We start from the raw sequence: 19,296 nt of genomic DNA, 5'->3' as shown, positions 1-19,296 counted from the left end.
AGACAAATGGCTGAAATCCAGATCAAGAACGTTGCCAAGTCCTTTGGGTCCTACACGGCGCTGCATGACATCAATCTGACCATTGCAAACCAGGAATTCATGGTGCTGCTGGGCGCATCCGGCTGCGGCAAGACCACCTTGCTGCGCATCGTCGCCGGACTGGAGACCGCCACCACAGGCGAGGTCTGGATCAATGGCCGCCGGGTCGACCATCTGCCGCCCAAGGACCGGGGCATCGCCATGGTGTTCCAGAACTATGCGGTGTTCCCGCATCTGACCGTGTTCGAGAACATCGGTTTCGGCCTGCGCATGCAGAAGTTGCCAAACGATGAGGTCAAGCGCCGGGTCGAGCGCACGGCAGGCCTGATGCATATCGAACAATTGCTGAAGCGCTATTCCGGCGAATTGTCCGGCGGCCAGCGCCAGCGTGTTGCCGTGGCACGGGCTCTGGCGATGGAACCCGACGTGATCCTGATGGATGAACCCCTGTCCAACCTCGACGCCCTGCTGCGGCTGGAAATGCGGGCGGAGCTGAAGGGGGTTCTGGCCGAAAGCAAGACCACCGCGATCTATGTCACCCATGACCAGGTCGAAGCCATGAGCCTGGCCGACCGGATCAGCGTCATGCACCAGGGCCGGATCGTGCAGGCGGCAACGCCGATCGAGGTTTACCGCAACCCGGCAACGGAATTTGTCGCCGGCTTTATCGGCAATCCGCCGATGAATTTCCTGCCCGCGGAACCCAAGGGCAGATGCCTCTGGCAGGTGGCCGGGCTGGACCTTCAGGGACCCGATACGTCCCATCCGCTCAACTTTGCCATCCGTCCAGAAGATGTGTCTCCTGCTGCAGAAGGTCTTCCGGCCACCGCCCGCATCGTCGAACCCCTCGGCGCCCATCTGCTCGTGACCTGCGATGTCGGTGGCGCGATGTTCCGCGCCGTGCTCGACAGTGACCTGACCGTCAAGCCGGGCGACCGGCTGACCCTTGCCCCCAATCCCGGCCGCGTGCGCTGGTTCAACCCTGAGACCACTCAAGCCGTTGCCTGAAAGCCCTGATATGAGACAAGACCTGATCGATCAGGCGTATGACGTCATGCGCCACAATGACCGGGGCACCTATACGGTGCCGACCCATGGGCTTTATCCCTTCCAGTGGAACTGGGACAGCGCGCTCAGCGCCCTTGGTTTTGCCCATTTTGACGAGAGCCGCGCCTGGACCGAACTGGAGACCCTGTTTGCTCATCAGTGGGACGACGGCATGGTGCCGCACATCATTTTCCATAAGGAGGATGACGGCTATTTCCCCGGAGCGGACGTCTGGCGGACGGGGCGGCCCGTGCCGACGTCCGGGATCACCCAGCCTCCGGTCGCCGGTTTTGCCATGCGGCGCATCTTCGACCGGTCACGGGAAAAGGAAGCAGTTATTGACCGGGTCCGCGCGCTTCTGCCCAAGGTGCATGCCTGGCACCGCTGGTTCCACGCCAGCCGCGACCCTCAGGCAGCAGGGCTTGTGGCCGTCATCCATCCCTGGGAAACAGGCCGGGACAATTCCGTTGACTGGGACGATGCCTTCACCAGGGTGCCGGTCGAAGGGGTGGAGCCGTTCCAGCGCCGGGACACCAGCCACACCGACCCGGCGCACCGGCCAACGGACGAGCAATACAAGCGCTATGTCTATCTCCTGCAGCTCTTCCGCGGCCTTGGCTGGGACAACAGCCGCCTGCACGACGCCTCGCCCTTCCAGGTCGTCGATCCGGGGTTCAACGCAATCCTGATCCGCTCTTGCGCGGACCTCGCCGTTTTGGCTCAAGAGCTGGGTGAAACGGACATCGCACGCGAATCCCGCGCCTTTGCGGATCGTGGCATTGACGCCATGGAGAGCCTGTGGGACGAGGGTCTCGGCCAGTATGCCTGTTTCGACAGAATCAAGGATGCGCTGGTCCAAAGCCCGTCCATCGGCGGGCTTCTTGCAGCCTTCTGCGCCATTCCCGCGGGCCGCGCCGCGTGCATTGCACGGCGTATTGAAGCCCTGGCACACTCCGCGCGGTTCATGGTGCCGAGCCACGACCCACTGGCGCCCGACTACGACGGCAAGCGCTACTGGCGCGGGCCGGTCTGGCTGGTCGTGAACTACATGATCGCCGACGGGCTGCATGCCGCCGGACAGACGGAGATCGCCAGGCGGATCGCCAGTGACAGCCTCCGCCTGATCGAGCAGAGCGGTTTTGCCGAATATTACGATCCGATGACCGGGGAAGCCTGCGGCGGCGGCAACTTCACCTGGACCGCCGCCATGGTGATCGAGTTCCTCAAACTATAAGATCCTCTGCGAGCGTTCCCTGAGGTGGTGCTGTTGTCACCATCGAGAGTGGTTAGTAATCCGGGCCCTTCTTCTGACGAAGGTCCGCAGTGGTGCGCGCGTCGATGACCGGCATGTGATCAACGGTATTCTCTGGCGCCAGCGTACGGGGCGTCCCGGGCGGATATTCCGGAGCACTAAAGGTCGCACAAGACCTGCTACAACCGCTTCGTCCGGCGGCCTGCCGGTCCGGCTAAGCCTGAGCGAGGGCCAAGCCTATGATGGTCATCAGGCCATGCCGCTTTTGTCTGGCCTGCCCGAAAACGCCGTTGTCCTTGCAGATCGTGCTTACGATGCCGATGCTATCCGCCCCCTGAACAGGGGGCAGAATGTTTTCCCAATATACCGCCCATGCCGCAGCGCCGCCGCCGGCCAGGTTTCTCCAAGTACCTCTGCAAATGCGCAATCTGGTCGAGTGGTGCTTCAAAAAGCTAAAACATTTCAGAGCTGTAAGCACTCGCTATGGGAGGGATCCCCGCAACTACATGACAGGTGTCAAACTCGCATGAGCCCGGATTTGGATCAGATTTAATGAGGCTGTGAGCTAACGTGTCCAGCCTAACCGCCAATATGCGGGTTCCATCCATGTTCTCTGAAGGCTTTACCGCCGGTCCTTCTCAGAAATTGCACCGGATGACAAGTTTGGGGCAGGGAGCGGGCTGCCAGCTCTTGCACCTGAAAACCAGGGAACTGTCTTTTCAAACCCAGTTCAACATATACTGATAGCGAAAGCGCCGGACGGCGTGGTGTGTGTCTTCCCCACCTGCTCCCTCCGGCGCCGAACTCAAAGACCTTTTATTCTTTCAGGTCAACCACCGTCAGATTGCCGTTGATCCGGTCGGCGGAGAATTCGATCTCCTGACCTTCCTTTACCTTCTCCAGCATGGCGTCATCGGCCACTTTGAAGACCATCGTCATTGCCGGCATGTCGAGGTTCTTGAGTTCCTCATGGATGATGGTGACCTTCTTGCCCTTGAGATCGACCTTCTTGACAGTGCCCTTGGTGTATTCGGCGGCGAAGGCGCCTGTTGCGAGGGCGGTGGCCAGGGCGCAAGCGGCAGTGAATGTGAGAAGTTTCTTCATGTGTGTCTCCTGACAGGTAAATCCGGTTTCGCTCAATTGTGTCCGGCATGGCCGGCGTGAGGGTTTTCAGGCTGCGCCGTGCCGGATACCGGGTCGGCGCCTACTGGGGACGCCGCTGCCCTGCTTGCCTCCGGCAGGTCGCCCGTCCATTCCCAGGCCTGGGTTCCGGGAGGGTTCTCGTACCAGCCGGGATCGCTGTAATCGCCGGCGGAGATGCCCTCGCGCACCTTCACCACCGAGAACATGCCGCCCATTTCGAGCGGGCCATGCGGGCCCCAACCGGCCATCATCGGCACGGTATTATCGGGCAGCGGCATGGACATTTCCGCCATTTCCGCCATCCCCGTGCTGCCCATGGGCATGTACTCCGGCTGGACCAGGCGGATCTTGCGGGTCAGTGCTCTCTTGTCCGCCCCGATGAATGTCGGCACGTCATGGCCCATGGCGTTCATCGTGTGATGCGACTTGTGGCAATGGATCGCCCAGTCGCCCAGGTGCACGGCATCGAACTCATAGGCCCGCATCGCCCCGACCGGAATGTCGATGGTGACCTCCGGCCAGCGGGCTTCGGGACGAACCCAGCCGCCATCCGTGCAGGTGACCTCGAAGTCGTAGCCATGCATGTGGATCGGATGGTTGGTCATGGTGAGATTGCCGACCCGGACGCGCACCCGGTCGTTTTTCGACACGACCAGCGGATCGATGCTGGGGAAGATCCGGCTGTTCCATGTCCACAGGTTGAAGTCGGTCATGGTCATGACCTTGGGCACATAGGAGCCCGGGTCGATATCGAAGGCATTGAGCATGATGAGGAAATCACGGTCGACCGGCATGAAGGCCGGGTCCTTCGGATGCACGATGAAGAAACCCATCATGCCCATGGCCATCTGGACCATCTCGTCCGCGTGCGGGTGATACATGAACGTGCCGGACTTCACGAGATCGAACTCGTAGACGAACGTCTTTCCCGGCGGAATACCCGGTTGCGACAGGCCGCCAACGCCGTCCATACCCGATGGCAGGATGAGACCGTGCCAGTGAACCGTCGTGTGCTCCGGCAGCCGGTTGGTCACGAAGATCCGGACCCGGTCGCCTTCAACCGCCTCAATGGTCGGCCCGATGGACTGGCCGTTATAGCCCCAGAGATAGGCGGTCATGCCCTCCGCCAGTTCCCGCTCCACCGGCTCGGCAACCAGGTGGAACTCCTTCACGCCATTGTTCATGCGGAAAGGAAGCGTCCAGCCGTTGAGGGTCACCACGGGATTGTAGGGCACGCCGGAGGCGGGAGCTGCCGGAGGCTGTGTCGCAGGACCGTCCATCAGGGCCGCTTCCGGCAAGCCCATGTTGGAGGTCTGAGCCCAGGCTGTGGTGGACAGGAGCGCGGCACCGCCAGCGCCCGCCCCCAGAAGCTGGCGCCGGTTCATCATCGGTATGTTTCCTTGAGCTTTCATCATCAGTGCCCCCCTCCGCCGGCAGCGGCGGTTTTCATTGGCGCGGCGCTTTCTGAGCCTCCATCCATCCCGCCTCCATAGGTGGCTGCCGCCAGATCAGCCTCGGCAAGCCAGAAGTTCTTCCGCGCGTTGACGGCAAGAAGCTGGGTGTCGACGCGCGCCCTGGTGTCGGCGAGCAGGTCAAATGTGTTGGTGATCATTCCGTTGTAGGTGAGCAGACCTTCTTCCTCGACCGACCTGCGCAAGGGCAGCACCGCATCGCGATAGTGCCGGGCAATCTCGTGCGAAGATTTGTAGGCGGTGTAGGCCGACCGGGCCTCGGAGCGGATGTTCACCGCCTTTTCGGCCAGCTTGTTGGCCGCCTGCATGTAGGCATATTCCGCCTTGCGTTGCCTTGCCTTGCCGCTGTCGAAGATCGGAATCGCGAACTCCAGCTCAATCTGGGGCGTGACGATGGTCTTGGGGCTTTTCTTTTCTTCCAGGTTTCCTCCGTCGAGCTCATACTCGGTCTCGAGTTCGCGTTCCGCTTCGACCCCGGCGATCAGCTCCAGATCGGTGACGTATCTGGTGGCTTCCGTCAGGCGGTAGCTCTTGGCAACTGCCTCGAGTTCAAGCCTGGCAACCTGGAGATCAATCCGGTTGCGCAGGGCATCGGCCTCGATTGACGGATTACCCCGCGGTGCTTTCGGCAAGGCAGGCAGACTGTCGGGCACAAAATACTGGGCGTCCTGCCCCCACAGTCCCATCAGGCGTGTCAGCCGTTCCTTTGCCAATGCCGCAGCCAGACGCGCCTCTGCCTTCTGGCCGGTCAATTCAGCGTAGAAAGCATGTTCGCGTGCCTGGCCCGCCTTTGGCATGGCTCCGGTCTCTCCCAGTTTCTGGGCAAGCTGCGACGCCGCATCGGCTGCGACCTGTGCCTGGTTCAGATAGCTCACCGTCTCGAAGGCTGCGACCGCGTCTATCCAGGCGCGCCGGGTCTCGGCTGCAAGCGAGAGCGTATCGCCGATCGCGGAAGCCTGTGCCTGACGGAACCTGGTGTCGGCAATGCCGACCCGTCGTTTCTGGGTCGTAAGTGACAAGAGATTGGCCGCAATCGTGCCTTCTATGGTGCGCAGCCCGCCGATCTCGGGATGGGCAAGGCCGAGGAGCCCGACGGAAACGACCGGGTTCTGCAGCATCGTCTCCTGCCAGGTATCGGACGCACTGATCCCAAGCTCCGCATAGGAGGCCTGAAGACCCCTATTGTTGAGAAGCGCCACCTGAACTGCGGTATCCGCACTGATCGTCTTCTTGTGCACCATGGCACGGACCCTGTCAGAGACCGCCTTCGCCTGGTCCGCATTCTGGATCCAGACGGTTTCCTTGTTGCCCGAGCGTGAGGACGTGCCGGATGACACCGCCTCAAATCCGGGCTGCGGCCCGGAATAAGACGCGATCTGCTCTGGGGACACACACCCGGCCAGCAGGCTTGCTGACACGGCAACGAGGATTGGTTTGACTTCCAGAAGTCTCACGACCCACCTCCCTTGCCGGAAGACTGGTCATCATTGAGTTTGCGCCATGAGCCCGGGTCGACCGGGCCCCTGGCAGTATAGCCTCCGGTCACCGGCGCGGGGTGAAGGGCATGGATGGCAGCGCCCGGATCTTCCGGGTTGGAGCCAGCGGATAGGTCCGGCAAAGGTGCCGTGGATGCGCAGCTCACGACCAACAACGGCGCGAGCGCGGCAAAAGCGCTTGGTTTCATTGAAACTCACTGATCTCGATTGTCTGAACGCAGCCGCAAAAAAGACGGCGTACGGTTTACCCTGGACAGAATCCGGGCCGGGATCAGTGCTTGGGAGGATGTTCCACGCGGTATCTGGCAGCGTCCGATAGCGAACCGGCCATCGGCACATAGAACGGCATGCTAGGCCAGCCCGGAGCTGTGGCCTCTTGAAGGATGGCGAGATCTAAAACGCAGGATGCCGGGCAGCAGCTCTGCGACGACACTTTGCCGTCCTTCTTTGCCTTGGCTGCAGGGCAATCAGGCATTGCCGCCTGTGCTTCGTCAGAATAGCGCGCATGTCTCAGGTGTTGCAGACCCTGTCCGGTCCCACCCATCTCAACCTGCGTTCCAGTTGCCCAAGCATGCGCATTCGCCCCCGGAAGAAAAGTTCCAAGGAGAAATATGCCCGCAAAGAGGATTTGAAGCAGGTTGCGCAAGGGTCACCTATCCAGGAAACACCAAGTCTGTATCGGGGGCACCAGCGGGCAGCAATTGAATTGTACGTGATCAGCGCCTTTTCCCAGCATAGTTGTATGAGGGTCGCCGGAAACTACGTTCCAAGAGTAAGGCCTTCCGGTCGCCCCAATGCCACAAGCGCAGGTTTGAGACAGCGGATGCCCGAGACGCAACTGCTGACGGCGAGCCCCGAAGGGTTCGCCGTCCGGGCAGGACAAGATCTACTTGTCTGTGGCGTCAATGCGCACTCACTCGCCCATCCTCATGTACGGTTGCGGCGCGCCGGACGCCTTGCTGCCGAATGTGAAGACGGTGTATTTCGCCGTAGGGTCGTAACTCATGCCGAGAGACCCCTGAGGCATTCCCGGCACAGCAATACCGCGAACATCCGGCCGTTCAGTCATCATCTTCCGGATCGCCTCCAGGGGCACGTGCCCTTCTATGATGTATTTCCGGTCATCGCCGATGACGGCCGTATGGCAGGCCTGCATCTCCTCGGGAACACCGGCCTGCTGCTTGACACCAGAGAGGTCTTCCATGTCCTCGATGACGACCTGGAAACCTGCCTCCCTGGCAGCATCGGTCCAGATTTCACAGCATCCGCACCAGGGCGACTTGTAGACCGTAATAGTGTTGCCGTCCCCGGCAGCAAAGGCAGCCTGAGAAACGGATAAGGCGCTTCCAATCAACAGAAACGCGGCAATGCGTCTAGTCATTCTGCTGTTCCTTTCCTGCGTGAGCATGGCAAGGCTTGCCCATGATCCGGTGCATGACGAAATGCATGACCACGCATCCGAACATCGGCGCGGCCAGCAGCAGCGTTTCCGCGAATGGCTGACCGGCAGGCGCAGCAGCGATCACAAAGCCAAACGCGGCAATCATGACGGCGCAGCACAGCAGCATGAACAGGGACTGTCCGGACATCCGGCTCCAGCCGGACGCAGACAGTCTGGCCGCTTTTCCGGCCGTAATTTCACGTGAGCTCATTGAGCTATCACCTTTCGTTTCCAGATGAACGATCCGGGCGGGCGTCTATGCAGCCGCCGCAAGAGTTTCGTTCACCGTTTCCAACAAATGTCTGATGGAGAGCGCCCGTTCCGGGCGCCCAGGCAGGTCTCAGACGTTTCTTGGAGGACGAAGGTGGGGCGCTGGTTTTCCGCCGGAAATGGCTGCGAGTGGAATGGTCTCCAGTGTCGCGCTCTTCTGGAACTGAAGGACGACGAAATCACCATGAAGCGACACGCAATCGGCGCTGCATCCGGAAAACTTCGCGAACATCCCTGCTTTTCCAGAAGTCTCACAGCATTTTGCGTGGTGAGAGGAAAACAGCTGCACATTACTGGCGACGGCGCTCACCTCTGTGAGGGCTCCGGCAGCTGCCGGAATTTTCATACCGTCGAACGCGGCAGCCGAATGGACCCCCGCGAACAGAACGATCAGCAATGCAGCAAAGAAAGAGCGCATACGGAATCGGTATCCCAGAAGCCAGCCAAATTCCTCCAGCGAATTGAGACAGATCAGCGCAGGTCCGGATGACCGCGCCTCGCCGCGACGCATTAAGCGTCGCGGCAGCGCAGATACAGGCACTTTGCCAGCATCCGGCAACTCAAGTGAAACACCTTCGAGCGACATCTGCTCACTTGTCCCTTTCCAGGAGATAAGTTGCCATGGCAGCCCGGTCTTCGTCAGTGAGGAAGGCTGTCCCGTCGCGAACGACCTCTGCCATTGAGCCGCCGAAGACGTCGCCATCCTGCATGATCCCGCTTTGAAGGGCGTATTTCAGGGTGTTGACGGTCCAGCCTCTCTCCAGCAATGCCGCACGGGTGACCGGCGGAGCTTTTCCGCCATCCGGCAGTTTCTCGGCACCGTGCAACGCCATTTCCGCCTGACGGGCACCCAGCAGGTTTCTCGGCGTGTGGCAGGCCCCGCAATGGGCCGGGCCTTCGACGATAAACTTCCCCCTGTTCCAGAGATCACTTCTTTCCGGATCCGGCGTGTAAGGCTCTGGATCATAATAGAGCGCGCGCCAGACCTTCAAACCTGCCCGCAGGTTGAAAGGCGGCATCATGTCATGAGGTTTTGACGCGCTGGCAACAGGCGGAACCGTCTTGAACGCCGCCCAGAGATCCGCAATGTCCTGATCGCTCAGGGAGCTGTAGAACGGATAGGGAAAGGACGGGTAATAGGGCTCACCTTCCGGAGAGATCCCCTGACGCAGCGCTGCTGCAAATTCGGCGATCGTCCAGTTCCCGATGCCGTGGTCCGGATCGGTCGTGAGGTTCGGGGAGTAGAAGGTGCCGAAACCAGTCGGCAAGCGGACACCGCCCGCAAGCGGCTTGCCTCCCTCGGCGGAATTGGTGTGGCAAGCGATGCATCCCGACATTCTGGCGAGATACGCTCCTCGTCCGGGATCCCCCGTCAGGTTTCCGATGACCTCGGGTTTGCCTATTGGCCAGAAATGGAGTGTGGCGAAAGCCGCCCCCGCCAACGCGGGAGCAGCCATCACGGCAATGAGCCAAAGGCGCATCGTCTAGTTCTTCTCGATCCGGAACTTCGAGTGACACGCGGAACAGGTCTGCGCCAGCATGTTGAACACGCCGTCTGCGGGCATCTGGGCGAGTGACTCGGGATCAGACATATGTCCGGAACCGCCCATCATGGGCGAGGCCCCCATCATACCTCCTTGAGACATCATTGAGTTGCCCCCCATCATAGCTCCCTGCCCCATCATGCCTGATCCGCCGCCCGCATGGGCGAGACCGTTGCCGGCTGCCTTGCCGAGGCCGGACGCGAAAAGGCCCAATTGATCGGCAAGCGCCGAAAATTCGTCCCAATCCGTCCAGATCTCGTGCTTGGCTTCAGAAGGTGATCCCGTACTGTGCTCCGGGAAAAGCTTTGTAAGGGCTTCTCCGGAATGGGTTCCGATGACCTCAGCCCCCTTGCGCACGGCGTCCGCGTCATAATCCTTTTCGCCCCGCATGATGGAGGACAAGGATTTCATCACCTTTCCCATAACCTCCATCGCTTCCATTCTTTCCTTGACGACGCCAGACGCCCCGCCATGGCCATAGGCAGCCACGCTCCCCGCCAGCAGGATCGCACCTGCAGCGGTCAATGCCGTAAATTTCATCAAAAACTTCCTCTATCCCGTTTGACGGCGGATCTGCCGCCGAAGCCGTTTCAAATGGACAAGGAAACCGGTCGTGGAGGCGGAGGGTCGATCTTCGCCGTTCTGGAGGCGCCCGATACGAAGCAATCTGCGGTCATATCATCCGCAAGGGCTGGCAAGCGCATCTCATCGTCGGAGGTCAGGGCAAGCAGGTAGGCACCACAATGGACTGTCTCATGATCGACCACGAGCTGATCGGCGGTTGCTGCGGTCTGCCCGTGCGAATGCCCGTCTGAAGCGGCTACCTCATGTTCATGCCCGTGAGACCTTTCGGCAAACGAATGGCTGAACGATCCACCGGCAACGACGAAAGCCACCGCTAGGATGGTCTTCAAGAAAGCCGGAAGATAGAAACGTAGCTTCATCAACTTTGCCTGTTGGAACACATTTGCCTTAGCAGCACGCGCGTGTAGGCAACAATCTGTTCACCCCACCCCTTGGTCAAGCCCTCAATTATCATGCTATCCGAATTCTGCCGGCTGGTACACGCGTAGGAATATCCTGAGTTTCAGCTGTAGTGCCAATCCTATTTGATCAGACCCAATGGGCTCATTCCTGCAATCCAATGAACATGGTGGCCATCATTGACCAAAAAAGAGCAAGGCGGCGCTGCCCTTCGAGGCCAAAGCATCCGCTGGAGATGTGAAGGATTATGTACCCCAATGCATCTACTACGTAACACGTTCAGATTGTATCCATGAGCAACGCTACCTCTACATTTCGGATCGATGACGATTTGAGAAATCAGTTTACCCGAGCTGCTCAAGTTCGTGACCTGAGCGGGGTGCAACTGCTTCGGGATTTTATGCGCGGATTTGTCCAATAGCAGCAAGATGAAGCCGAACATGACGCCTGGTTTCGCCGTCAAATCGAAACAGGTCTGGCTTCAGCCAATTCTGGCAATTTGGTGCCTGACATATTGGTGCCTGACATAGAAGTTGAAGCCAAATTTGCTGCGCGTCGCGCTGCCGCCCGCCGCCGGCTTGATACCGCCGAGTGATGAAACTGTTCTGGATGCGGGAAGCGATACAAGACCGCGAAAGCATCTACGACTATATCGAGATTGACAACCCATCAGCGGCCCTCGCCTTGCAGGCCGATACGACGGAAGTTTTCCCGCAGGCGATCATTGGTGTCGGCGCCATCCCGGTTGAAGCCGCAGAAGGGAACTGTGAGCGATACCTGACATGCGGCATCGCCCGGGAAGCTTTTGGTATCGTTATCCGGCACTGTAGGGTGATCAATCAAAGCCAGATCTCGTTAGACAAACACCTTGCCGTCGAAGAGCTTACGGGCTGTGCGGACGTTGCCCGCGCCGCGAACTGTGCCGTCTTCGGCAACATCGAGGAATATCTCCATGTTGCCGGTCGGATGTTCGATGCGGTAGCGGCCATCGGCGGGCTGATCGCAAAGCCCGGCTGCCGGGCTGCCTTCGAGCCGCGTTGCCGTCGCCACGGTGATGGCGGCAAAGACCCCAACCGAGGCGTGGACGCGATGTGGGATCAGGCTGCGGGTGGCAATCGCCCCGCCCTGGTCCGGCGCGGACACCAGCGTCATCTTTGGCACCGATGCCTTTTCGACATCGCCGAGGTTCATCATCGGTCCGGCCTTCAGACGAATGGCCTCGATGCGCGCCTTTACCTCGGTCATGGCGTCAAGCTCTTCGCGGCTTTCCTTGCCGGACAGGCCGAAATCGGCGGCACGCATGATCACGCAGGGCATGCCGTTGTCGATCAGCGTGCACTCGACGCTGTCAATCACGTCAACCGCATTGCCGGTCGGCAGCAGCGAGCCGCACATGGAACCTGCGATATTGAGAAAGGTCAGAGGAACGGCGGCATGGGTGCCCGGCACCCCGGCGATCTCGGTGGTGCCAGTGTAGCTGACCCGGCCACCGGGCGTCTGGATGCGGGCAAGGGCGATTTCGCCGCTGTTGACCATATGGATGCGCACCTGCGTTTCACCACCAGTCACAGCGACAAGCCCGCGTTCGATTGCCGCCGGGCCGACACCGGCCAGGATATTGCCGCAGCCCTGGGCATCACTGACGAGTGGCTGGTCCACGAAGACCTGCAGAAACAGATAATCGACATCCGCATCCGTGCGGCTTGACGGTGAGAGGACGGCAACCTTGGAGGTGAGCGGATCTGCACCACCAATGCCGTCGATCTGCCGTGGGTCGGGCGATCCCATAATTTTCAGAAGAAGGTCGTTCCTGGCCTGTGGATCGGACGGCAGGTCCTGGGCCAGGAAATAGGCCCCCTTGGAGGTGCCGCCCCGCATCCACAGGCAGGCAATGCCGTCCTCATACATATCTCAGGCCCTTTTCAGCGAGCCGGGGGCGCATGTCGTAGATGTCGAGCCCAAGCTCACCGGCGGCCAGCCGCTTGCGCTTGGCCTCTTCTGCAGCCAGCCGCTTTTCAGCGGCGGCGAGCACGGCAGCGGCTTCATCGCACTTGACGACGCAGACGCCATCGTCATCAGCGACGATGATGTCCCCTGCCTCTATCTGGGCACCGGCACAGACGACGGGCACATTGACCGAACCGAGCGTTTCCTTGACGGTGCCCTGAGCCGACACCGCCTTCGACCAGACAGGGAAACCCATCGCCGTCAGGTCGCGGATGTCGCGTACACCGGCATCGATGACGAGGCCGCGGCAGCCGCGCGCCATGGCTGAAGTGGCGAGCAAATCGCCGAAATAGCCGTTGTCACAAGGGGAGGTCGGTGCCAGCACGAGGATATCACCGGGCCTCAGCTGTTCGATCGCCACATGCAGCATCCAGTTATCGCCAGGCGGAGCGGAAATTGTGACCGCCGAACCGGCGATCTGAACACCGGAGTAGATTGGCCGCATGTAGCTTGCCAGCATGCCCTTGCGGCCCTGTGCCTCATGGACGGTGGCAACACCTGCTTGTGCCAAGGCATCAATGATTGCCGGATCCGCGCGGGGAATATTCTGAACGACGACAGACATGTCAGTGTCCCTTCGGTTCAACCGGCGGGGTGCCGTGGGTATGGAATGTCTCGATGGTTTTCAAGCCCCAGGCCTGGCCCTTCTTGCGGTCCTTTTCCGTCCAGATGACCGGCTTCCAGTCCGGCGCAAGAATGAGGCGTGCGCCGGCATTGGCGAGCTCAACACGGTTTCCAGCCGGCTCCCAGACATAGAGGAAGAAGGTGCCCTGGACAGCGTGCTTGTGCGGTCCCGTTTCGATGTGGACGCCGTTCTGCAGGAAGATATCGGCGGCGCGCAGGATGTCCTCGCGCTGGTCGGTTGCATAGGTGACATGGTGCAGCCGCCCCTGGCCGCCGCCATGCTCCTCGGTGCAGGCAAGATCATAGGTCTTGTTGTTGATCGTGAACCAGCAGCCGCCAATCCGGCCATTGTCGAGCTGGATCATCTCCGTCACCCGGCTGCCCAGGCAAGTCTCCATGAAGGCGCGGAATTCGCTTACGTCCTCGCTCAAGAGATTGAGATGATCGAGCCTGCGCGGCGCCGCACCCGTAAACGCGGAAGCGGTGTTCTTCAGCGCGGCTTTCTCAGCCTCCTCCTGTGCCTCGTACCAGACAGTGTCCCAGTAGATCTCGAAAACATGGCCGAACGGGTCCTCGAAACGGAAGGCCCTGCCGTGGCCACTGTCACCGTCGACCCAGCCGATCACCTTATACTTGCTCTCCTCGATCGCTTTGGCGCGGCGCATGAGAGCAGCCTCGGAGGAGGCGCGATAGGCGATATGGCCAACGCCGGTGGTGTGATGGCGCGTGAGCTTCAGCGAGTGGAATTCATAATCGTCCCAGGCGCGCAGATAGGCGGAGGTCTCGTCCATCCCGGACAGTTTCAGACCGTAAACCCGGGTGAAGAAATCGAGACTTTCCTCAAAGCGGTCGGTGTACATTTCGACATGTGCCAGATGGGCAAGGTCAAAGCAGGGTTCCGTCATGGTTTCCTCCCGAAGTCCCGGTTAGAGTTCGTCGACCGTGCGCGGGAAGATGGACTGGAAGCCCTCCGCGTATTTGCAGTCCCGCCCCCCCGACTGCCCGCCGGAATTGCGCTTGAAATGGTTGGCACGGTTGATGGCAACGCGGGTGTAATATTCCCAAAGGTGTTCCTGTCCCTCCATACACTCGATCGCAGCCCGCTTCTTCTCCCAGACCGGGGTGATGTCGAGGAAGGTATCGGGCTTCCAGCCCATCTGCTCGGTCTGATGCGGCTCGAAAAGATAGAGCTGCGGCGCGCCAAGAACCTTCTCACCCGGATTGTGGCCCCAGGCCTGCGCGATCATCCGGCATTCCAGCGCCACCTGCGTGGCATACATGTGATCGGTGTTGTAGGGGTCATATTTGGAGTGGGACAGCATGAAGGCTGGCTGAACCTTGCGGATCACATCGACCAGCCGGTTCTTGTCCTCGCGGGACAGCTCCAGCGGATAGTCGCCGAGATCGAGGCAGACAAGATCATGAACGCCGAGCGCTTCCGCGGCCTTCTCCGCTTCTGCGCGCCGTGCTTTCTTGACGGCATCCAGTGTCATGCCCGGCTGCTTCCAGAGCTTGGCGGATTCACCGCGCTCGCCGAAAGACAGGCAGGCAACCGTCACTTCATAACCCATGGATGCGTGAAGTGCGATGGCGCCGCCGCAGCGCCAGACGAAATCCGCGGCATGTGCAGATATGACGAGGGCGGTTTTCTTGGCCGGCATGTGGTCTCTCCTTGGTTTTTCTTGCCAGAGACATTCCATGCCGCACCGCCCGCCGACAATTCGAAAACCTGTCCCTCGGTATAAGTTCATGCTATGATCGCTGGCGGAGCCGATTGCCATTTGCCAGTCTCACGACATGGTTGGAGATCGACATGCACAGCAATTCCGGCAAGATTGAACAGGTTGCCTTCATTGGCTTCGGCGAGGCTGCGGCGGCATTCACAAGCGGCTGGGGCGCGCGGCGTCCCCTCCGGATCACCGCCTTTGATATCGATGCCGGGACTGCGATGACGGCACGCTATGCCGCGCATGACGTTGCCGGTTGTCAGACGCCGCAGCAGGCGCTCGCCGGGGCCGTGGCGGTTTTCAGCGTGGTGACTGCGGACCAGGCGCTGATAGCCGCAAGCGCTGCTGCGGATGGCATTGCGCCCGGAGCATTCTGGTTCGACTGTAATTCCTGCGCGCCGGGCACGAAGCGCCGGGCCGCTGAGGTTATCGAAAGAGCCGGCGGACGTTACGTCGACGTGGCGGTCATGGCGCCGGTCCACCCCAAGCGCCATCACGTGCCGGTGCTGGTGTCCGGTCCGCATGTACAGGAGGCCTTTGCCGCGCTGCAATCCCTCGACATGCGCCCGGAGATTGCTGGAAGCGAGGTCGGGCAGGCGTCTTCGGTCAAGATGATCCGCTCGGTCATGGTCAAGGGCATCGAGGCCCTGACCGCCGAGTGTTTTCTCGCGGCGCAAAGGGCAGGTGTCGAGGAGAGCGTTATCGCCTCGCTTGAGGCATCCGATCCAGCGCTCGAATGGCGCCGGCGCGGCGCCTATAATCTGGAGCGCATGATGGTTCACGGCAGGCGCCGGGCGGCGGAAATGCGGGAGGTGGCACTGACCATCCGCGAACTCGGCTTTTCCGGTGCGATGAGTGCGGCAAGCGCAGAGTGGCAGGAAGAAATCGGCGGCCTGCGCGCAGATCCAGGACCCGCAAACCTCACCACCCGCCTTCAGACAGTTTTGGACCGTATGTGATTTCACGCAACCTCCGCCATCTTCGTCTCTATCTCTGGGTCGCCAAAACCGGTTCCCTGACCCAGTCGGCCGAGGCTTGCCACGTGTCGCAGCCCGCGGTGACGCAGGCAATCGGCAAACTGGAGAAGGAGGCCGGAGGCCCGCTCTTTGACCGGACACGTCAGGGGTTCTTTGCCACCCCTCGCGGGGAGGTTCTCGCCAGCCGGGTCCAGCGCGCCTTCGCCCTGCTGGATCCGGCGCTGTCCGATGTCTCGCCGCGGCTGCGATTAACTGCCACCACCGCGCAATTGCAGGCGCTGGTCGCGGTGCATGAGACCGAGAACTTCACGCTCGCCGCCCGGCGTCTGGGCCTCGCCCAGCCCACCGTGCACCGGGCGATCTCGCAACTTGAACAGGAAGCTGGCCGCAACCTTTTCGAGCGCACCTCGTTCGGCATGATCGCCGGGCGGGCCACGCGCGCGCTGGTGCAGGCGGTCATGCTCGCCTTCCGTGAGCTGGATCAGCTGGAAGCGGATCTGGCCGAACTCGACGGCGGTGAAGCCGGGCGGATCGTGATCGGGGCGCTGCCGCTCTCCCGGTCGGTGCTGTTGCCAAGGGCGCTCGTACGCTTCCGCCAGGAGCGTCCCCGTCACCCGGTGCTGATCATGGACGGCCTTTATGACGAGCTTCTGGGAGGACTGAGGCGGGGCGAGATCGATATGATCGTCGGGGCGCTCAGGGTTCCGGCGCCGATCGGAGACATCGTTCAGGAGCCGCTGTTCACGGACAAGCTCACTATCCTTTCCGGCAACCACCACCCTCTGGCAGGCCGGGACAATGTCAGCCTGGAGGACCTCAGGGAATGCGCCTGGGTGGTTCCCCGTCAGGGAACGCCGGCCCGCGATCAGTTCGATGCCTTTTTCGCCGGGGTCGGCCAGCCGGAAAGCATCATCGAGGCAGGCTCTATCCTGTTCATGCGGGAGATCCTCGACAACAGCGACCATCTCGGCTGTATCTCCAGTGCGCAGGCGCGGGCGGAAATATCCAAGGGTCTGGTCACGGAAATCAAGGCCACCGCCGGCTGGCAGGCGCGTCAGATCGGCCTGACCTATCGCGCCAGTTGGGCGCCGACCAAGGCCCAGGAACTGCTTCTCACACTGCTGCGAGAGAGCGTGGAAGGTGCGACGCTATAGCTTGAACTAATCCAAGAATGCCGCCTTTGAATTGGCTAACCGGATAATGTTTCCCCTAGTCTCAAGCCACAAAGCCGAAAGAGCTTCGTGCGCAATTTGAATGGGAGGACGCATGGTGCCGATACGTATGACCCCGTCGAGGATGGCGCCAGGCCCCCGCATCGTGCGCAGCCCGGCCAGCCGGTTCAAGCGCCGTGGCGGAGCCAATGGCTGCGCAGGAGCATTGCCGGGCCATGCGTGAGACCCTCGAAATCTGGTCGTCGCGGTTCGAGCGGACGACCTTCTACCTCGCCATCATCGGCGCCGTCTGCCTGCTGGCCATCGTCGCCATCGTCACGTTGGGCGTCGTCATGCGCTATCTCCTGGGCATTCCGATCCTCGGCGTCAACGAATTCGTACAATTGACCGCGGTCGCCCTGATCATGGCATCCTTGCCATACTGCACCGCAAGGCGCGAGCATGTCGCCGTCGATGTCTTCGAGCGGCTGCTTGGCCGCTGGGGCCGGTTCATCGGCGACATCGCCGCCTATTGCCTGTCCGGGCTTGTGATGGGCATCCTGGCGCAACGCGCCGTCCTGAAGGCGCTCGACGCCTGGCAATGGGGTGACGCAACCAACATGCTGCGCATGCCGATCTGGCCTTTCTACGCCATCCTGGCGGCGGGAGCGGGTCTTTGCGTCCTGACCTTTGCCGTGCAGCTTGTCGTGGTCCTCTTGAGGGGGGCAAAGTGATGACGCCTTTCACCGCCGGATTCGTGGGCATCGCCTGCCTGTTTGCTCTCCTGATCATTCGTGTCCCTGTCGCCTTCTCCATGCTGATCGTCGGCTTCGGCGGCTATTGGGTGCTGGAAGGGCCGCGCAGCGCCGGAGGCGTTCTTCTGACGGAGAGCTACTCGGCCATTTCCAACTACAATCTCATCGTCGTGCCGATGTTCGTGCTGCTGGGCAACGTCTCGTCGGCGGCGGGCTTTAGCCGCGGGCTGTATGATGCCGCCTTCGCCTGGGTTGGCCGGTTCCGTGGCGGGCTCGCCTCCGCATCGGTGCTCGGTTGCGCCGTCTTCGCAGCCGTTTCGGGCTCCTCGGTCGCCACCGCGGTCACGCTGGGAAAGGTGGCGCTGCCGGAAATGCGGAGGCTTGGCTACGCTCCGGGCCTGTCCACGGGTGCGATCGCCGCGGGCGGTACGCTCGGCTTTCTTATACCGCCTTCGACCGGATTCGTGTTGTACGCGATCCTGACCGAGGAATCGATCGGCCGCCTGTTCATGGCGGGCGTGGTGCCCGGACTGCTGCTGACGGGGCTGTTCATGGCGGTGGTCTGGCTGGTCTCTTACTTCGATCCCAAGGCAGGCCCGCGCGGCGAATCCGTCGCGCTGGCTGACCGCTTCCGGATCCTGTGGCAGGCCGCGCCGCTTCTTCTCGTCATCGTCCTGTCCATCGGCGGCATCTATGTCGGCGTCTTCACTCCCGTCGAAGCCTCCGGCGTCGGCGCGGCGCTGGTGATCCTGCTTGCCGTCATCAAGCGGCGCTTGTCCTTCAAGAATTTCCGCGACGCAGTGATGAGCACGCTCAGCACCTCGGCCATGCTCTATGCGATCGTGATCGGCGCCAACGTTCTCAACCCGTTCTTTGCGGTCACCCGCATTCCTGCCACGCTTGGCGAGGGTCTCGGCGCCATGGGTCTTGGGGCCTATGGCACGCTCTTCGTCATTATTCTCGCCTATATCGTGCTCGGCATGTTCATGGACGGGTTGTCCATGCTGGTCATCACGATTCCGATCGTTTTTCCGGTGATCACGGCGCTCGGTTTCGATCCGGTCTGGTTCGGCGTCGTCGCGGTGATCGTCATCGAAATGGGCATGATCACGCCGCCCGTCGGGCTGAATGTCTTCGTTGTCCGCGCGGTGGCCGGCGACGTACCGCTGACCACCATCTTCCGGGGTGTCGCGCCGTTCCTGCTGGCCATGATCATCGGCCTGCTGCTGATCATCGCGGTGCCGGAGATCGCCCTGTTCCTGCCCAACACGATGTTCGGGTGAGCGGCATGCCAGACGGTTCGCCCTTCATTCCGCATGCCGTCCGGGCGGAGACCTAGACCAACGGCCAGAACCGGCGGCGCCGGT

General features: G+C 61.3%; 22 protein-coding genes. 8 read left to right on the top strand and 14 right to left on the bottom strand.

From position 1 onward, the window contains the following. Positions 1–6 precede the first annotated feature (6 nt). The 3 genes from IG616_RS13395 (at position 7) to IG616_RS13385 (ending at position 2,891) form a co-directional block, all read left to right on the top strand. Entirely contained in the window at positions 7–1,047 is a 1,041-nt protein-coding gene (locus IG616_RS13395) for an ABC transporter ATP-binding protein (RefSeq protein WP_192148673.1), read from the top strand. Positions 1,048–1,057: 10 nt separating this feature from the next. Then, a complete protein-coding gene (locus IG616_RS13390) occupies positions 1,058–2,320 on the top strand; it encodes an amylo-alpha-1,6-glucosidase (RefSeq protein WP_192148672.1) in 1,263 nt (420 codons plus the stop codon). Positions 2,321–2,435: 115 nt separating this feature from the next. After that, positions 2,436–2,891, top strand: a complete 456-nt coding sequence (locus IG616_RS13385; protein WP_425504188.1) for a transposase — start codon at positions 2,436–2,438, stop codon at positions 2,889–2,891. Between the two features lie 263 nt (positions 2,892–3,154). On the opposite strand, the gene IG616_RS13380 is transcribed toward IG616_RS13385, so the two are convergent. The 14 genes from IG616_RS13380 to IG616_RS13315 all read right to left on the bottom strand — a co-directional run bounded on the left by IG616_RS13380 (position 3,155) and on the right by IG616_RS13315 (position 14,980). Further along, positions 3,155–3,442, bottom strand: coding sequence for a copper-binding protein (locus tag IG616_RS13380; protein ID WP_192148671.1), 288 nt, complete (start codon positions 3,440–3,442; stop codon positions 3,155–3,157). A gap of 32 nt (positions 3,443–3,474) precedes the next feature. Further along, positions 3,475–4,869 (bottom strand): multicopper oxidase family protein, encoded by a 1,395-nt coding sequence (locus IG616_RS13375; protein ID WP_192148822.1) that lies wholly within the window; start codon positions 4,867–4,869, stop codon positions 3,475–3,477. 26 nt (positions 4,870–4,895) lie between these two features. Beyond that, a complete protein-coding gene (locus IG616_RS13370) occupies positions 4,896–6,407 on the bottom strand; it encodes a TolC family protein (protein WP_425504187.1) in 1,512 nt (503 codons plus the stop codon). A gap of 955 nt (positions 6,408–7,362) precedes the next feature. Continuing rightward, positions 7,363–7,830 (bottom strand): DUF411 domain-containing protein, encoded by a 468-nt coding sequence (locus tag IG616_RS13365; RefSeq protein WP_192148670.1) that lies wholly within the window; start codon positions 7,828–7,830, stop codon positions 7,363–7,365. Next, the gene (locus IG616_RS13360) at positions 7,823–8,101 is read right to left on the bottom strand and encodes a hypothetical protein (RefSeq protein WP_192148669.1); all 279 of its coding nucleotides are present in this window, start codon (positions 8,099–8,101) and stop codon (positions 7,823–7,825) included. The genes IG616_RS13365 and IG616_RS13360 overlap by 8 nt, the downstream gene beginning before the upstream one ends. A gap of 129 nt (positions 8,102–8,230) precedes the next feature. Next, complete coding sequence (locus tag IG616_RS13355; RefSeq protein WP_192148668.1) at positions 8,231–8,746, bottom strand: hypothetical protein; 516 nt, start codon at positions 8,744–8,746, stop codon at positions 8,231–8,233. A gap of 4 nt (positions 8,747–8,750) precedes the next feature. Beyond that, positions 8,751–9,641, bottom strand: a complete 891-nt coding sequence (locus IG616_RS13350) for a c-type cytochrome (RefSeq protein WP_192148667.1) — start codon at positions 9,639–9,641, stop codon at positions 8,751–8,753. 3 nt (positions 9,642–9,644) lie between these two features. Then, on the bottom strand, positions 9,645–10,244 hold the full coding sequence (locus tag IG616_RS13345) for a c-type cytochrome (RefSeq protein WP_192148666.1): 600 nt from the start codon (positions 10,242–10,244) through the stop codon (positions 9,645–9,647). Positions 10,245–10,294: 50 nt separating this feature from the next. Next, complete coding sequence (locus tag IG616_RS13340; protein WP_192148665.1) at positions 10,295–10,648, bottom strand: hypothetical protein; 354 nt, start codon at positions 10,646–10,648, stop codon at positions 10,295–10,297. A 709-nt stretch (positions 10,649–11,357) separates the two neighbouring features. Continuing rightward, positions 11,358–11,531 carry a hypothetical protein gene (locus tag IG616_RS23110; RefSeq protein ID WP_246476225.1) on the bottom strand — a complete coding sequence of 58 codons (174 nt, stop codon included), beginning with the start codon at positions 11,529–11,531 and terminating at the stop codon, positions 11,358–11,360. A gap of 12 nt (positions 11,532–11,543) precedes the next feature. Further along, positions 11,544–12,596 carry a 4-oxalomesaconate tautomerase gene (locus tag IG616_RS13330; RefSeq protein WP_192148664.1) on the bottom strand — a complete coding sequence of 351 codons (1,053 nt, stop codon included), beginning with the start codon at positions 12,594–12,596 and terminating at the stop codon, positions 11,544–11,546. Then, complete coding sequence (locus IG616_RS13325; RefSeq protein WP_192148663.1) at positions 12,589–13,260, bottom strand: 4-carboxy-4-hydroxy-2-oxoadipate aldolase/oxaloacetate decarboxylase; 672 nt, start codon at positions 13,258–13,260, stop codon at positions 12,589–12,591. The genes IG616_RS13330 and IG616_RS13325 overlap by 8 nt, the downstream gene beginning before the upstream one ends. Position 13,261: 1 nt before the next feature. Continuing rightward, on the bottom strand, positions 13,262–14,224 hold the full coding sequence (locus IG616_RS13320) for a VOC family protein (protein ID WP_192148662.1): 963 nt from the start codon (positions 14,222–14,224) through the stop codon (positions 13,262–13,264). Positions 14,225–14,245: 21 nt separating this feature from the next. Beyond that, positions 14,246–14,980: a PIG-L deacetylase family protein gene (locus IG616_RS13315; protein WP_192148661.1), complete on the bottom strand. Its 735-nt coding sequence runs from the start codon at positions 14,978–14,980 to the stop codon at positions 14,246–14,248. A 152-nt stretch (positions 14,981–15,132) separates the two neighbouring features. Here IG616_RS13315 and IG616_RS13310 point away from each other — a divergent pair, with 152 nt between their 5' ends. The 5 genes from IG616_RS13310 to IG616_RS13295 all read left to right on the top strand — a co-directional run bounded on the left by IG616_RS13310 (position 15,133) and on the right by IG616_RS13295 (position 19,212). After that, positions 15,133–16,005, top strand: a complete 873-nt coding sequence (locus tag IG616_RS13310; RefSeq protein WP_192148660.1) for an NAD(P)-dependent oxidoreductase — start codon at positions 15,133–15,135, stop codon at positions 16,003–16,005. Continuing rightward, on the top strand, positions 16,002–17,177 hold the full coding sequence (locus IG616_RS13305) for a LysR family transcriptional regulator (protein WP_192148659.1): 1,176 nt from the start codon (positions 16,002–16,004) through the stop codon (positions 17,175–17,177). Before IG616_RS13310 ends, IG616_RS13305 begins: the two co-directional genes overlap by 4 nt. 112 nt (positions 17,178–17,289) lie before the next feature. Beyond that, a complete protein-coding gene (locus IG616_RS23275) occupies positions 17,290–17,418 on the top strand; it encodes a hypothetical protein (protein WP_281393075.1) in 129 nt (42 codons plus the stop codon). Beyond that, complete coding sequence (locus IG616_RS13300) at positions 17,411–17,908, top strand: TRAP transporter small permease (RefSeq protein WP_192148658.1); 498 nt, start codon at positions 17,411–17,413, stop codon at positions 17,906–17,908. The genes IG616_RS23275 and IG616_RS13300 overlap by 8 nt, the downstream gene beginning before the upstream one ends. Continuing rightward, positions 17,908–19,212, top strand: coding sequence for a TRAP transporter large permease (locus tag IG616_RS13295; RefSeq protein ID WP_192148657.1), 1,305 nt, complete (start codon positions 17,908–17,910; stop codon positions 19,210–19,212). The genes IG616_RS13300 and IG616_RS13295 overlap by 1 nt, the downstream gene beginning before the upstream one ends. Positions 19,213–19,296: the final 84 nt, after the last annotated feature.

The sequence above is a fragment of the Roseibium litorale genome (assembly GCF_014842915.1).
In the GTDB taxonomy this organism is placed as follows: domain Bacteria; phylum Pseudomonadota; class Alphaproteobacteria; order Rhizobiales; family Stappiaceae; genus Roseibium; species Roseibium litorale.
This window is presented reverse-complemented; position numbering and strand designations above follow the sequence as displayed.